The sequence below is a fragment of the Bradyrhizobium oropedii genome, assembly GCF_020889685.1.
Taxonomy (GTDB): domain Bacteria; phylum Pseudomonadota; class Alphaproteobacteria; order Rhizobiales; family Xanthobacteraceae; genus Bradyrhizobium; species Bradyrhizobium oropedii.
Genome location: NZ_JACMYO010000094.1, coordinates 17,263 through 31,714 on the forward strand (window position 1 = coordinate 17,263; position 14,452 = coordinate 31,714).

11 protein-coding genes are annotated in these 14,452 nt (G+C 63.7%); 5 read left to right on the forward strand and 6 right to left on the reverse strand.

The window, feature by feature from the left end; translation table 11 throughout:
* Positions 1–164: 164 nt before the first annotated feature.
* Positions 165–950, reverse strand: a complete 786-nt coding sequence (locus tag H8A95_RS24665) for a hypothetical protein (RefSeq protein ID WP_229185435.1) — start codon at positions 948–950, stop codon at positions 165–167.
* A 378-nt stretch (positions 951–1,328) separates the two neighbouring features.
* On the opposite strand from H8A95_RS24665, the gene H8A95_RS24670 reads away from it, so the two are divergent.
* From H8A95_RS24670 to H8A95_RS24680, 3 genes are all read left to right on the forward strand, one after another.
* The gene (locus H8A95_RS24670) at positions 1,329–2,453 is read left to right on the forward strand and encodes a metallophosphoesterase (RefSeq protein ID WP_229185444.1); all 1,125 of its coding nucleotides are present in this window, start codon (positions 1,329–1,331) and stop codon (positions 2,451–2,453) included.
* A gap of 276 nt (positions 2,454–2,729) precedes the next feature.
* Positions 2,730–3,002: a DUF2312 domain-containing protein gene (locus tag H8A95_RS24675; RefSeq protein WP_076860224.1), complete on the forward strand. Its 273-nt coding sequence runs from the start codon at positions 2,730–2,732 to the stop codon at positions 3,000–3,002.
* Positions 3,003–3,277: 275 nt separating this feature from the next.
* Positions 3,278–3,739 (forward strand): hypothetical protein, encoded by a 462-nt coding sequence (locus tag H8A95_RS24680; RefSeq protein WP_229185436.1) that lies wholly within the window; start codon positions 3,278–3,280, stop codon positions 3,737–3,739.
* A 414-nt stretch (positions 3,740–4,153) separates the two neighbouring features.
* Here H8A95_RS24680 and H8A95_RS24685 read toward each other — a convergent pair whose 3' ends face one another.
* Together H8A95_RS24685 and H8A95_RS24690 are read right to left on the reverse strand one after the other, a co-directional pair.
* A complete protein-coding gene (locus tag H8A95_RS24685; RefSeq protein ID WP_229185437.1) occupies positions 4,154–4,555 on the reverse strand; it encodes a hypothetical protein in 402 nt (133 codons plus the stop codon).
* A gap of 87 nt (positions 4,556–4,642) precedes the next feature.
* Positions 4,643–8,422, reverse strand: coding sequence for a vitamin B12-dependent ribonucleotide reductase (locus tag H8A95_RS24690; protein ID WP_229185438.1), 3,780 nt, complete (start codon positions 8,420–8,422; stop codon positions 4,643–4,645).
* 831 nt (positions 8,423–9,253) lie between these two features.
* On the opposite strand from H8A95_RS24690, the gene H8A95_RS24695 reads away from it, so the two are divergent.
* The gene (locus H8A95_RS24695; protein ID WP_229185439.1) at positions 9,254–10,147 is read left to right on the forward strand and encodes a DMT family transporter; all 894 of its coding nucleotides are present in this window, start codon (positions 9,254–9,256) and stop codon (positions 10,145–10,147) included.
* 164 nt (positions 10,148–10,311) lie between these two features.
* Here the strand turns inward: H8A95_RS24695 and H8A95_RS24700 are convergent, their stop codons facing one another.
* Both H8A95_RS24700 and H8A95_RS24705 read right to left on the reverse strand, forming a co-directional pair.
* A complete protein-coding gene (locus H8A95_RS24700; RefSeq protein ID WP_229185440.1) occupies positions 10,312–12,549 on the reverse strand; it encodes a CHASE3 domain-containing protein in 2,238 nt (745 codons plus the stop codon).
* 19 nt (positions 12,550–12,568) lie between these two features.
* Positions 12,569–12,973 carry a response regulator gene (locus H8A95_RS24705; protein WP_163161691.1) on the reverse strand — a complete coding sequence of 135 codons (405 nt, stop codon included), beginning with the start codon at positions 12,971–12,973 and terminating at the stop codon, positions 12,569–12,571.
* 179 nt (positions 12,974–13,152) lie between these two features.
* Between H8A95_RS24705 and H8A95_RS24710 the strand changes: the two genes are divergently transcribed.
* Positions 13,153–14,049 (forward strand): DMT family transporter, encoded by an 897-nt coding sequence (locus tag H8A95_RS24710; protein WP_229185442.1) that lies wholly within the window; start codon positions 13,153–13,155, stop codon positions 14,047–14,049.
* Between the two features lie 95 nt (positions 14,050–14,144).
* Here H8A95_RS24710 and H8A95_RS24715 read toward each other — a convergent pair.
* Positions 14,145–14,452: BA14K family protein (locus H8A95_RS24715; RefSeq protein WP_229185443.1), on the reverse strand; the 308-nt coding region annotated here is incomplete at its 5' end.

The following is a 14,452-nucleotide window of genomic DNA, read 5'->3' on the forward strand; positions in this document are numbered from 1 at the left end:
AGATGCATATGGATACGGTCGGCATGCCGGTCAATCCGCCGACCCCGGGAACGCGCTGAACCGACGAAGCAGGGCTGCGAGTCCGAAAATATCGAAAACAACCCCATGCAAAGGAGCCGGGCGCCGCTGAGACTCGGAAAAAGCGACTTGACGCGTCGGGCAACTCAACGGTATTTTTCCATTATTCCGAAATTGTCTGAGTGCCCGCCGCCGGCGAATCGCCGCGTCAGCCCCCAGACGATTGCGGCGGTGGCTGCCGTTGCGAGCAGATGCTTCAAGGTGTGTCCGCTGACGAAGCCGAACGTGTTGGCGATCTGATGGTCGAGCACCTCACTGGCCTTGGCCACGACGTACAGCCCCATCGCGGCGGCGAAGGCAATGCGGTCGGTGCGCGGCGCGCGATGGATCGACTGCCAGAGCGGGATCAGGATCAGCGGCAGCACCTGCAACAACAGATACGGCCGCAGGTCGCCCGCGCCGTGCGTGTCGGTGAAAACCCACCATGCGACGCCGGCTGCGGCGAACAGCGCGAGAGCGATCGCTTCGATGTTGGTCTTCGATCCCGGCTGGGTGTCGCCGCGGACGCCGACGAGCAAGCCCGCGCCGGCCAGCGCGATCGGCAGCATGTCCCAGGTCAGCCGGTCATTGCCGGGGACGAGGTGAAAGTAGGCGGACCCGAACGCGGTCAGGAACAGTCCGATCAGGAACAGGCGATAGCCGGGCCAAGCGGCGCGGAGCTGATCGCTGTTGCGCCAGGGCCAGAGCGCCAGCCAACCCCAGATCGCGACCAGCGCGAAGCCTGCGTTGGACAGGACATCGCCTGCGTGGGGAATGCCTGACATCACCGAGTGGTCGGCGAAATCATTGTAGTTGGCCGGCTGCGCGATGCGTCCGTGCACCGCGAACGCCGCAATGATCCCGATCGTGATGATCGTCGGGGTGTATTTCATCCACGGTTTCACGGGCCGATCCGACCCGGTCAATCCGTCCATCCGGAAGGTCGTTTGCATCGTCGACTCCAACGAAAGTGAACAATGTTCAATAATAGATCAGGAAAATGAGCGATGTTCAAGTTTAATTTCCGGATGGGCGGGCGTTGATTGGGGAGGTGTCTGGAGACCTCAAGCAAAGCTTCAACGCAGCCTTCGGCCTTGGCTACGGCAGCGTCAGCCATGCTCCACAGCAAAGCCGCCAGCCCGCAGGGCGCTTCAGCGAAGCGCGACTTGCCGAAAATGTGCTGAGGATGGCGGCTTACGCCTGCGGCCGATCCTCACTACCTTCGCTGGGCGCCGACCGCGCAGCCCACCGATCCGATCCGGAGCGAACCAATTCCCCAACTCATCTTCGGCCTGACCAGCCTGCTGATCCTGGCCCGCTTCATCTGGCCGCTCGACTGGCCGCTCCCGGCAAAGCTCGTCGCAGCGTTGCTCGTGCTGGTCGCCTTGCAGTTTCACCGCTGGAACAGGCTGTCGTCGGGATCGGAATTCTCGCCGGAGTTTCCGCGTCCGGTGGTCGCGCTGTTCAACTGGGCGTTCGGTGCGCTCATGTTGCTGGCGCTGCTGCAGCTGGCGCTCGATGCCGGCCTGATCGTTGCCGCGCTGATCCACGGCGGCATCGTCGGCGCGCCCGACGGCGTCCGCTACGCACTTGCCGCGCTGGCGGCCGCAGCCGCCGCGATCGGTGTCCACCAGGCGATGCGCATTCCGCCGCTGAACGACGTCGAAGTCGCCATCCGCGGACTTCCGCGTCAGTTCGACGGCTACACCATCCTGCAACTGACCGATCTTCACATCAGCCGGCTGTTTCCCGCCTCATGGGCGCGCGAAGTCGTCGCGCGATCGAACAAGCTCGATGTGGACCTGATCGCGATCACCGGCGACCTGATCGACGGCTCCATCGATGCGCGGCGCAACGACATCGCGCCGTTGCAGGACCTGATCGCCGCCGACGGCGTCTACGTGATCTCGGGCAATCACGAATATATCTTCGGCTATGACGCCTGGATGGCGCACTACGCAGCGTTGGGCCTGCGCTCGCTCGAGAACCGGTACATCGTTCTCGAGCGCGGCGGCGGCCGCCTCGTGATCGCAGGGATTACCGACCGCGCCTCGCGCCGCAGGGCGCATCCGGTCCGCGACCTTGCCGCGGTTCTCGACGGCGCCCCCAAGGGAGCGCCCATCATCCTGCTCGACCACCAGCCGAGCGACGCACGAAACGCCGCCGCGCTCGGCGTCGCCCTGCAACTCTCCGGACACACCCATGGCGGATTGATCGTGGGGATCGACCGCCTGGCTGCGCCCGCCAATGCCGGCTTCGTCTCGGGCCGCTACGACGTCGACGGCATGACGCTCTACGTCAACAACGGTACTGCGCTATGGCCGGGTTTTGCCTTGCGGCTCGGTCGGCCGTCTGAGCTGACGCGGATCACGTTGCGTGTGGCTGACGATACCTGAGTGATGTTGTTGCCATGCGAGCGAGTAGGGCGGGTTAGCGAAGCGTAACCCGCCGAGATTCTCGCGAACGAAGCGGCGGATTACGCCGGAGCCTGCCATCGGGCCGCGCCATGCGCGGACCCGGTGGGCTAATCCGCCCTACGCTAGCTGTCACGTTCGCATCGGAACCGAAGCAAAATACCTCCGCGATCGAAACGCCGCGGCGATCGCGTTTGCTTAAGACATTGGTCATCTCTTTGCTTTCATTTTCACGACCTCATTCAGCAGAGAGGCACCATGTCTGACATCACCATTCCCGGCGGAAAAATTCGTTCCTTCGTCGAGCGGATCGAGAACCTGGACACTGAAATCGGGGAATTGAGCGAGCAGAAGAAGGAAGTCTTCTCGGAGGCGAAGGGCGAAGGTTTCGACGTGAAGATCCTCAAGGAGATCATCAAGCTGCGCAAGCAGGACCAGGACGAGCGCGACGAGCGTGAAAGCCTGCTCGATCTCTACATGCGCGCGATGGAAACTGCGCCGGCAGAAGAGAAGACCGCGAAGGCGGCGTGAGGTCTGCGGAGGCCTTTATGCTTCCATAAGCAGGCAGCGAGTAGGGCGGGTTGGCAAAGCGTAACCCGCCGCGACCGTTGCTGTTGAAAAGGCGGAATACGCCTACGGCTACTCCGACCCACGCTGCTGCGAATTTTCTGTGGGCAAATCGCCACTTGTCACACGGTTTAGTTGCGTAGATTGTTGACGCAACTGATCATGAAGCGCTATCGCGCGGGCGTGCGTCGATAGCTGAATGACAGGGCTGGTGGGCTCCTCAGCAAGGAAGGAATGGCGTGAGCGACTGGATCAAGTTAGCCCCGATCGCTATTTCGGTGCTTGCTCTCTGTATTAGCTTCTATGGCGCGATCATTGGTCCGAGACGAACGACGCTCTTCTCTGAACGGATCAAACTATCGTCGAAGATGCTTCAGTCTAGCAACGAATATGGTTGGCAGCTTGGGTCATATGTCGACGTAAATGACCGCGCCTCCTTCAGTAATTCGGAGCTGCACGATCCCAATGGGACCGTGGATGACATTATTAAGCTGCACAACACCCTGGACGCTGATCTTGCGTCGATGCAGATCATCATGCCGGATGATGTGCAGGCGGACGTGCGTGCGTGCCGCACCACGTTAGCGGACATGCATCACTCCTTCATGAAAGGTAAGTTTTCCGAACTTCAGAGCAAGTTCGTGATCTACGATAGGGCATGTAAGGGCTTGCAGGGACGGTTGCGCTTATATTTGAACTAATACTTCGGAGAAGTAATGTGATCCCAGGACCGCCCGGCATGCTGCCAAGTTTTGGTGTGCCTGCCAAATGCACTCGGTGCGGCTTTGTCTTCCGCTCGGACGCGTATTCAACAACCGGTCACGCGACTGCAATGACGTTCAAGGAAAACTTGGCTGCCTGCAAAAAGCCGGGCTGCCCGGGTCCCGCCAAGATCATCGATGGTACGTTCGACTTTCTGCAGGACGCTATCTTGGTTCGAAAGGCGCCGCCTGAAACACTCGAGATCCTTCGAGTCCTTCAGGATGCACTGAGGGATGCCCAGGCGGGACGGCCGGACGATGTGGTACTTGCGCGAATAGAGAAAGCGTCTCCGGCGGCTGCGGGAGCTCTTCAGAAGGTTCTTCGCACAGGCGGGCTCTCACTGGCGATCGTGCTTAGCCTTGCTTGTACATGTGAGGCAGTAGCATCGCTCGTCCTCCTCGCGAGAAGTGTTTTAGCACTGGCAGATAATCGCGAGCTTGGATGGCTGGTTCGTATTTCGTCATTGCGAGCATGCGAATGTAATGTTGGCCTCGATGGATCATTACACGGGGGATGTTCTTCCAACCGGTATCTTTAAGATTCCCGACCAAGGCGCGTCGGGTCGCATTTGTTAAGATATCGACGAGTTCGAGCCCATCTTCTGTCTTCGAGGAGAAGCGGAAGCTTTCGCTCATAATCTTCCCAATATCTGTGCCAAGACGCCGATCCGGAATGATCAGAGCGCCGACAACCGAGATATTGCTCGATCCTGACGGAACTACAAATGTTCCTGATTCATCGACAAATATGTGCATGCGTTGGCGGAGAGTTTGCGTTCTAAAAAGTCATGCCCGGGTCCGGCCCGGGCATGATGATCGTCTCCATCGCGGTGACGTACCGCCTCACGAACACCCCGTCGTGCTGCCGCAAGTGTCGCACTTCATGCAGGTCCCGTTCCGCACCAGGGTGAAGTTGCCGCACTCCGAGCACATCTCGCCTTCGTAGCCCTTGGCCTTCGCTTCGGCGCGGCGCTCCGCCTTGGACGGGGCGGCGGTTGCGGCGGTGCCGGGCTTGCTCCACTGTTGCAGCGCCTCGAGCTTCTCGGTGGGCGAGAGGTCGTGGCTGACTTCCTGCTTCAGGGCGACGGCGCCTTCGATGGTGTCGGAGACGCCGCGGGCGGTTGCGCCGTGCGGGGCCAATGACGTGACGCGGCTGCCGCCGGCAGGCGCGTTGTCGGCGTTGCCGCTCACCGCGGCCGAGCCGCCGCGCATGATGACGAGGTTGTCGGTGCGCGAGCGGGTGAGGCCGCGCGACAGATACTTCGTCGCCTGGTGCTGGGCGGGGGCGTCATCCGGCTCCTTGCCTTCCTCGACGCCCTTGCCGAGCGCGTCGAAGCCGCTTTCGTTCGGGTCGACATGGGCGAGGTCGAACCGCGCCATGTAGCTCACCGCGAGCTCGCGGAACACATAGTCGAGGATCGAGGTCGCGTACTTGATGGAGTCGTTGCCCTGCACCGGGCCCGCGGGCTCGAAGCGGGTGAAGGTGAAGGCGTCGACATACTCTTCGAGCGGCACGCCGTATTGCAGACCGAGCGACACCGCGATCGCGAAGTTGTTGATGAAGGAGCGGAGAGCCGCGCCTTCCTTGTGCATGTCGATGAAGATCTCGCCGAGCCTGCCGTCGTCATATTCGCCGGTGCGCAGATACACCTTGTGGCCGCCGACCACCGCCTTCTGGGTGTAACCCTTGCGTCGGTCAGGCATCTTCTCGCGCTCGCGCATCACGACGATGCGCTCGACCAGCTTCTCGACGATCTTCTCCGAGACCTGGGCGGCACGCGCGGCCATCGGCTTCTCATAGAGCGCTTCCACCGCATCGTCCTCGTCCTCATCGTCGGCGATGAGCTGCGAGTTGAGCGGCTGCGACAGTTTCGAGCCGTCGCGGTACAGCGCGTTGGCCTTCAGCGCCAGCTTCCACGACAACAGGTAGGCGGACTTGCAGTCCTCCACCGTGGCGTCGTTCGGCATGTTGATGGTCTTGGAGATCGCGCCCGAGATGAACGGCTGCGAGGCCGCCATCATCCGGATGTGGCTCTCGACCGACAGGTAACGCTTGCCGATCTTGCCGCAGGGGTTGGCGCAGTCGAATACGGGGTAGTGCTCGGCCTTCAAATGCGGCGCACCTTCCACCGTCATCGCGCCGCAGATGTGGACGTTGGCGGCCTCGATCTCGCGTTTTGTAAACCCGACCGCCGCGAGCAGGTCGAAGCCCGGCGCAGCAATGGCCTCCGAGCCGATGCCGAGCGTGTCGCGAATAAAATCCTCGCCGAAGGTCCACTTGTTGAAGGCGAACTTGACGTCGAACGCGGTCGGCAGCGCCTTTTCCACCTTGGCAATGGCTTCATCGGTGAAGCCTTTTGCCTTCAGCGTCGAGGCGTTGATCCCGGGCGCATTCGACAGCGAGCCGTGGCCGACGGCGTAGGCCTCGATCTCCGCGATCTCGCTCTCGCGATAGCCGAGCGCGCGCAGCGCTGCCGGCACCGCCTGGTTGATGATCTTGAAGTAGCCGCCGCCGGCGAGCTTCTTGAACTTCACCAGCGCAAAATCAGGCTCGATGCCGGTGGTGTCGCAATCCATCACGAGGCCGATGGTGCCGGTCGGCGCCACGACAGTGGTCTGGGCGTTGCGATAGCCGTTGACCTCGCCGAGCGCCAGCGCGTCGTCCCACGCCAGCTTGGCGTGCGCGACGATGTCGGCCTGCGGGCACGAGGCGTGATCGAGCGGCACCGGGTTGACCGAGAGCGCCTCGTAACCACCTGCGTTGCCATGGGCGGCGCGGCGGTGGTTGCGGATCACGCGCAGCATGTGGGCGGCGTTCTTCTTGTAGCCCGGGAAGGTGCCGAGCTCGGCCGCCATCTCCGCCGAGGTCTTGTAGGAGATGCCGGTCATGACGGCGGTCAGCGCGCCGCAGAGCGAACGGCCTTCCTTGCTGTCATAAGGCAAGCCCATGGTCATGAGCAGGCCGCCGATATTTGCAAAACCGAGGCCGAGGGTGCGGAACTCGTAGGAGAGCTCAGCGATCGCCTTTGACGGGAACTGGGCCATCATGACGGAGATTTCGAGCACGATGGTCCAGAGCCGGCAGAGATGCTCGTAGGACTCGATGTCGAACCGCTTGGTGGTCGTGCTGTAGAAGGTCAGCAGATTGGCCGAGGCGAGGTTGCACGCCGTGTCGTCCAGGAACATGTATTCCGAGCACGGATTGGACGCGCGGATGTCGCCGGACGACTTGCAGGTGTGCCAGTCGTTCATCGTGGTGTTGAAGTGCAGGCCGGGATCGGCGGAGGCCCAGGCGGCGTAACCGATCTTCTCCCAGAGGTCGCGGGCCTTCAGCGTTTTGGTGACCTTCTTGGTGGTTCGGCCGACCAGATTCCAGTCGCCGTCGGTCTCGACGGCACGGAGGAAGTCATCCTTCAGCGACACCGAGTTGTTGGAGTTCTGGCCGGAAACGGTCAGGTACGCTTCGGAATCCCAGTCGGTGTCGTAGATGTCGAACTGGATGTCCTTGTAGCCCTGCCTGGCGAACTGGATGACGCGCTTGATGTAGTTGTCGGGCACGAGGTTGCGGCGCGCGAGCTTGATCTCGCGGCGCAGCGCCGGGTTCTTCTCGGGATCGAAGCAGTCGTCGCCAGAACCTTCGCAGTTCACGCAGGCCTTCATCACGGCCTTGAGGTGCTTCTGGTTGATCTTGGAGCCGGTGACGAGAGCCGCGACCTTCTGCTCCTCCTTCACCTTCCAGTCGATATAGGTCTCGATGTCAGGATGGTCGGCATCGACCACGACCATTTTGGCGGCGCGACGCGTGGTGCCGCCCGACTTGATCGCGCCCGCGGCACGGTCGCCGATCTTGAGGAAGCTCATCAGGCCGGACGAACGGCCGCCGCCGGAGAGCTTTTCGCCTTCGCCGCGCAGGCTCGAGAAGTTGGAGCCGGTGCCGGAGCCATACTTGAACAGGCGCGCTTCACGCACCCAGAGGTCCATGATGCCGCCCTCGTTGACGAGGTCGTCGCCGACGCCCTGGATGAAGCAGGCATGCGGCTGCGGGTGCTCATAGGCCGACTTCGACTTGGTCAGCTTGCCGGTCTTCCAGTCGACGTAATAGTGGCCCTGGCCGGGACCATCGACGCCGTAGGCCCAATGCAGGCCGGTGTTGAACCACTGCGGCGAGTTCGGCGCGACCATCTGTTTCGCCAGCTGGAAGCGCAGCTCGTCGTAGAAGGCGAGGGCGTCTTCTTCCGTGGAGAAGTAGCCGCCCTTCCAGCCCCAATAGGTCCAGCAGCCGGCGAGGCGATCGAACACCTGCTTTGCCGAGGTCTCGCCGACGATGCGCTCGTTCTCCGGCAGCGCGCCAAGCGCCTCGGTGTCGGGCACCGAACGCCACAGCCACGACGGCACGGTCTCTTCCTCGACCTTCTTCAGGCGTGCGGCGACGCCGGCCTTGCGGAAGTACTTCTGCGCCAGCACGTCGGAGGCGACCTGCGACCAGAACTCCGGAACCTCGACGTTCTCGGCTCGGAACACGACCGAGCCGTCCGGGTTGCGGATCTCTGATGTGGTCAGGCGGAAATTGATCCCGGCGTAGGGAGATTGTCCGCTGGTGGTGTTGCGTCGTTCGATTCGCATGGTCGAGCCCCGTCTCTTCTTCTGCCCGGTCCCACGTTTCTCGCAGGTTGCCGGAATGTTGTCTGTTCGCGGACTTGGGGACACGTGTGGGCACGCCTCCCGTCATCCGCAGCTCAGCCGGTGGATCCGGCCTGTTCTCTCGTCCGCTCGGCGCCGGTTTGGCCCGGCCCTGCGGCGGCACAATCCCTAGGGGGTGCCCGACTGGTCGGGTCCTCCGGGTCATGCATTCAACGCCCCAAACGCTCACGCGACACGTCACGCGTACGCTCACTTGCGGGCCGGTTTCGGCCTCTGTTTCCGGGTCCTTCTCGGCCCGTTCTGTCGTCCCGACCGCAGCCCAAAATCAGGGCAGACAAGCCCTTCACCCGCGGCCCGAAGGCCTGGCGGAGTGGTCATTTTGGAACCCTTGTGGGAGCGACCGGCGGGGACCCAAACACACTCGCGCCGAACAGGTTGAAAGCTAGGCCATGTCCGTTGCGCCCGTCAAGGACTAGTACGAGTTTCTGAATCAAACACTAAATATGGTGGATGGAGGGGGATAACAGGGGGCGGTGCCGCGCCTGTGATCGAGCCAACTATCGGTGAGTCCTCAGGGATTCCCAAGCCAAAAAAATTCAGCTCCCCTGTGGATTGGAGGTTCGCCCCGCTGTTCACAGGCGAACTATTTATTCGCGGTGGCGGATTGAATTTTGGGGACTCACGTAAGGCTACGGGCAAACTACGGATCAGGCATGTCAGCGGCGTGATGGTCGGGCGACAAAATCGCGGGCAAGGTGAGGCCGACTCACATCCTTTTCACACTCTTGCTCTTCACACCCTTTGCCGGGTTCCATGACAAACCAGAAGCCCTCCGCGCGGCCGCGCCTTGCGCCCGCCGGCCTGATGTTCCTTGCCATCACCTCGGTGGGCTGGGGGTTCAACTGGCCGTCCACCAAGTTCCTGCTCAGCGAGCTGCCGCCGCTGACCCTGCGCGGCTCAACCGGCGTGATCGGCGCCGCGCTGCTCGCTGCGCTGGCGCTGATCCGCGCCCAGAGCCTGCATGTCGAGGCCCGGCTGTGGCCGCGGCTCGTGCTGTATGCGGCGCTCAACGTCACCGGCTGGATGGTGCTGATGGGGCTGGCGCTGCTCTGGCTGCCGGCGAGCGAGACCGCATTGATCGCCTACACCATGCCGGTATGGGCCTCGCTATTGGCCTGGCCGGTGCTCGGCGAGCGGCCGACGCTGCTGCGGACCATCGCATTGGTGATGGCGTTCGCGGGGCTCGCCGCGATCATGGGCGGCAACGGGATTTCCGCGAGTGAGGGGAAGCTGCCGGGAATCATCATGGCGCTCGGCGGCGCCTTCGGCTTTGCGCTCGGCACGGTGCTGGCCAAGAAATACCCGCTGGTGATGCCGCCGATCCCGGCCGCGGCCTGGCAGATCGGCCTCGGTTGCGTACCGATCGCGATCGTGGGCTTCCTGATCGAGACCACGCATATCGACCGGATCACCACGGTCGGCTGGTGGCTCCTGGTCTATTCGACGCTGATCCAGTTCTGCGTCGCGTATGTCGCATGGTTCGCCGCACTCGCCCGCCTGCCGGCCTCGGTGGCGGCGATCGGCACCATGGCGGTGCCGGTGATCGGCGTGATTGCCTCCGCGGTTGCACTGCACGAGCCGCTCGGGCCAACGCAGATCGTCGCGCTGCTGTTCACGCTCGCCGGCGTCGCGCTGGCAACGAGGTAGTGGCGGGTCCATCTTCGTCATTGCGAGCGAAGCGAAGCAATCCATCGCGCGGCGCACGCGGAAGCATGGATTGCTTCGTCGCTATCGCTCCTCGCAATGACGGCGGTGAAAGCTTCACATCCTCTCAGGACGTGGCTGACGGATCATCCAGGCACGCGCTCACATCACTCGCCGAGCGCCTGTTGCAGCATGCTGGCGAGCTGCGCCTTGCGATAGGGTTTTGCCAGCAGCAGCACGCCTTCATCGAGGCGGCCGTGATGCACGATCGCGTTCTCGGTATAACCCGAGGTGTAGAGCACCTTGAGGTCGGGCCGTCGTTTTCTCACTTCGTCGGCGAGCTGGCGGCCGTTCATGCCGCCGGGCATGATCACGTCGGTGAACAGCAGGTCGAACTTCTCGCCCTTGTCGATCAGCGCCAGTGCGGCGCGGGCGTCGGGCACCGCGATGGTCTTGTAGCCGAGGGCGCCGAGTTGCGTGACCACGTAGTTGCGCACCAATTGATCGTCTTCCACCACCAGGATGATTTCGCTGCCGTGCCGGACCGGCTCGGGCGCTGCCGCCTCGACCTCGACCTGGCCGCGGGCAGGCGGCAGATAGAGCTTGATCGTGGTGCCGTGGCCTTCCTCGCTGTAGATCTTGATATGGCCGCCGGACTGCTTGACGAAGCCGTACACCATGCTCATCCCGAGGCCGGAGCCCTTGCCGACCTCCTTGGTGGTGAAGAACGGCTCGAACACCTTGTCCTGCACCGCGTGCGACATGCCGGTGCCGGTGTCGCTGACCGCGAGCAGCACATAGCGGCCCGGCGTGATGTCGGGATTAACAGCCGCATAGGCGTCGTCGAGCACGATGTTGCTGGTCTCGAACAGCAGCTTGCCGCCGTTCGGCATCGCGTCGCGGGCGTTGATCGCCATGTTGAGCAGCGAGTTGGCAAGCTGCGACGGATCGATGTGGACGCTGGCGACGTCGGACGCGAGCACCGAACTGATCTCGATCTGCTCGCCGAGCGTCGGCCGCAGCAGTTTTGCGATATCGACCACGGTGCCGTTGATGTCGACGGTGCGCGGTTCCAGCGGCTGGCGGCGGGCGAAGGCGAGCAGGTGCTGGATCAGCTCGCGGCAACGTTCGGCGGCGCGGTCGATCAACTCGGCGGTCTGCGCAAGCTTCGGCTGGTTGCGCAGGCTGTCGACCAGCGTCTCGGTGGTGCCGGTGATCACGGTCAGCATGTTGTTGAAGTCGTGCGCGACGCCGCCGGTCAGCTTGCCGATGGCGTCGAGCTTCTGCGCCTGCTGCAGCTTGTGCTCGGTTTCGCGCGAGGCGGTGATGTCGTGATAGATCAGCGCAGCACCGGTGATGGCGTTGTCGCCATCGCGGAGCGGCCGGCCCGACACCACGAGGTGGATCTCGGGCGCGCCGCGCACCGGCCGGGCGACGAATTCCAGCCCGTCGAATTCCTCGCCGCGCAGCGCCTTGGCGGACGGCATGTCGTCGGCCTGCATCGGCGTGACGCCGTCGGCCTGGAACACGTTGCTCATGGCGCGCAGCTGCCGGACCGTCATGCCCGGCTTGTAGCGCAGCATCTTCTCGGCAGCCGGATTCGACAGCAGCACAGCGCCGGCGGCGTCGATCACCAGCACCGCCTCCGCCATGCTGCGGAACGTGGTTTCCATCACCGAGGTGGAACGGCGGAGCTCTTCGAGCGCGGCGCCGAGATCCTTGGTGCGCTCGGCCACCTTGCCCTCGAGCGACAGATTGGTCGCCTTGGTCGCGCTGAGCGCGCCCTGCAATTCGCGGCTGGCGCGCCGCGCCGTCAGCGTCAGCGCGACCGCGAGCGCCAGGATCATCACCACCCCGGCGAGGTCGATCGCGAGCAGCAACCGGCCGTTGGTCTTCGACTGCTCGGTGCGAATCCCGAGCAGGCGGCGCTCCTCGGCGACCAGGCGGTCGAGCGCCGTACCGACCTTATCCATCAGGGAGCGGCTCTCGTCTGCGGAGATCAGCGCCGCGGCGCCGGCCGTGTCGCCCGCCGTGCGCAACCTGATCAGTTCGGCGCCGAGCGCAATGGCGCGCGCGACCTGTGCCCTGGTGCCGGTGATCAGCCGGGCTTCCTCCGGCGCCGACTTCACCGCACCCATCAACTCGTCGAAGGCGGCGGTGAGGGCCGTGCTCTGCTCGCGAAACTCGTCGGCAAAGGAGGCGTCGCCCGTCAGCGCGAAGCCGCGCGCCGCGCTCTCGACGCTGCGCGGCAGCGGACGCGCGTCCGAAATGCATTTGAGGATCTTGAGCGTGTGATCGACCGAATCAATCTGGCTGCGCGACTTGACGTCCAGCCCGATCGACGCCGCGCTGATGACGAGGAGGATCGCAAGGCCACTGCCGAGGATGAGACGCTGGGAAGCCATCGACGATTAGTACGAGCAATTATTTCGAAAGACGAGCGGAAGGAGCAGACTTCGCAAGACATTCGTTAACGGCCGCAACCAGCGCCTGCGGGGTGAACGGCTTGCGCAGGCAGGCTGACGCGCCGAGCTCGATCGTCATTCGCAGGAAGTCCGGCGCCCGGTCGGAATTGGCGAAGGCATAGCCGGACATCGCGATGACGGGAATATCGGGGGCGCGCTCGTGGAAGACGCGAATCGCCTCGAAACCGCGCATATGCGGCATGAAGACATCGACCAGCATCACGTCGAAGGTGGCTTTTTCCAGCGCGCGCATGCCCGCTTCACCGCCGTCGGCGACGGTGACGTCGAAGCCCTGGCGCTGCAAACACACCTCGATGGCAACGCACACCATCGGGTCGTCATCGACCACGAGAACGCTCGGCACGATGCATCCTCTTTCTGCGGCCTTGCGTGCCGTCGACTCGCTTGGCCCGACTGCCGATTAAGGCGGAACCCGGACGGAAAGTCTGTATCATAGAATGCATATGCTGTTTGCTGACAAGCAGATTTCCGGCTAGCCCTGACACATCACTTGTATTTGTCCGCCCACATTACGACAGGTCCATGACTGCAGTTCCCGTCGCCGGCCGCGCCCCGCTGTCACCGCTCGGCCTCGCATTTCTGGTCGTCGCCTCGACCGGCTGGGGCCTCAACTTCCCGATCATGAAATTCCTTCTCACGGAGTGGCCGCCGCTGTCGTCGCGCGGGCTCTGTGGCGTCGTCGGCGCGATGGCGCTCGCTCTGGTGGCGCTCGCGCGCGGACAGACGCTGCGCGTCCCTGACGGCATGTGGTTGCGGCTTGCCCTGGTGTCGACGCTGTCGATCGGCGGCTGGGTCGCGTCCATGGGCCTGGCGCTGATCTGGCTTCGGGCCAGCGAGGCGGCCGTGCTCGGAATATCGATCCCGGTGTGGGTCGCGCTGGTGGCGTGGCCGGTGCTCGGCGAGCGCGTGTCGCTGCCGCGCGCGCTCGCGCTCGGCGTGGCGCTCGTTGGGATCGCCGCACTGATCGGCGGCGGCGGTCTCGACGCGAGCCTCGGCAAATTGCCGGGCATTCTGTTCGCGCTCGCAGGCGCGCTCTGCGTCGGACTAGGAACCGTGCTGACCAAGTTCTTCAAGCTTGCAATACCGCCGCTGTCGCTGGCGGCCTGGCAACTTGCAATCGGCTGCGTGCCGATCGCAATTGCCGGCATCTTGATCGAGCAGCCGCAGCTTGCCGCGTTGTCGCAACTCGGCTGGGCGTCGATGGTCTACATGACGCTGATCCAGTTCTGCGTTTGCTATGTCTGCTGGTTTGCGGCGCTCGAGCGATTGCCGGCGGCGACTGCCTCGATCGGCACGCTGCTGGTGCCCGTTGTCGGCGTGCTTGCGGCGGCGGCCATGTTGCGCGAGCCGCTCAGCACCAGCGACATCGTCGCGCTGCTGGTGACCTTCGCGGCCGTCGCGGTGGCCTTGCGCACCTGAGACTTGCGCACCTGAGACTTGCGGACATGAGACTTGCGGACATGAAAAAGGGCGGCGTCGCCGCCGCCCTTCGCTATCAGAAATTCAGGCCTTGATTACGGGCAGGGATGCCGCAGGCCATCAAAGCCGAGATAGGTGCCCGAGGCCGGATCATAGGACCGGTAGCGCTGCGCGCAGTAGCTCGCGTCGCCACCCGGCGCGGCTTCCACGGCGACAGGCGCGCTGTCGTCGTAATAGCCGTAGCTGTCGTCATAATAGCCGGGGCCGTAGCCGTAATAGCCGGAGCCGTAATACGCGCCCGAGGCGAGGGCACCGCCGACGACTGCACCGGCCACCGCGCCGGGCCAGAAGCCGCCGCCACGATGGTAACCACCGTGCCAGCCACCGCCACCACCGTGCCAAC

Bases quoted from the DNA above. Each gene is read 5' to 3' on its own strand.
- H8A95_RS24685 (WP_229185437.1), bottom strand. From the start codon at position 4,555: ATGCACATATTTGTCGATGAATCAGGAACATTTGTAGTTCCGTCAGGA.
- H8A95_RS24695 (WP_229185439.1), top strand. From the start codon at position 9,254: ATGACAAACCAGAAGCCCTCCGCGCGGCCGCGCCTTGCGCCCGCCGGC.
- H8A95_RS24690 (WP_229185438.1), bottom strand. From the start codon at position 8,422: ATGCGAATCGAACGACGCAACACCACCAGCGGACAATCTCCCTACGCC.
- H8A95_RS24700 (WP_229185440.1), bottom strand. From the start codon at position 12,549: ATGGCTTCCCAGCGTCTCATCCTCGGCAGTGGCCTTGCGATCCTCCTC.
- H8A95_RS24665 (WP_229185435.1), bottom strand. From the start codon at position 950: ATGAAATACACCCCGACGATCATCACGATCGGGATCATTGCGGCGTTC.
- H8A95_RS24710 (WP_229185442.1), top strand. From the start codon at position 13,153: ATGACTGCAGTTCCCGTCGCCGGCCGCGCCCCGCTGTCACCGCTCGGC.
- H8A95_RS24675 (WP_076860224.1), top strand. From the start codon at position 2,730: ATGTCTGACATCACCATTCCCGGCGGAAAAATTCGTTCCTTCGTCGAG.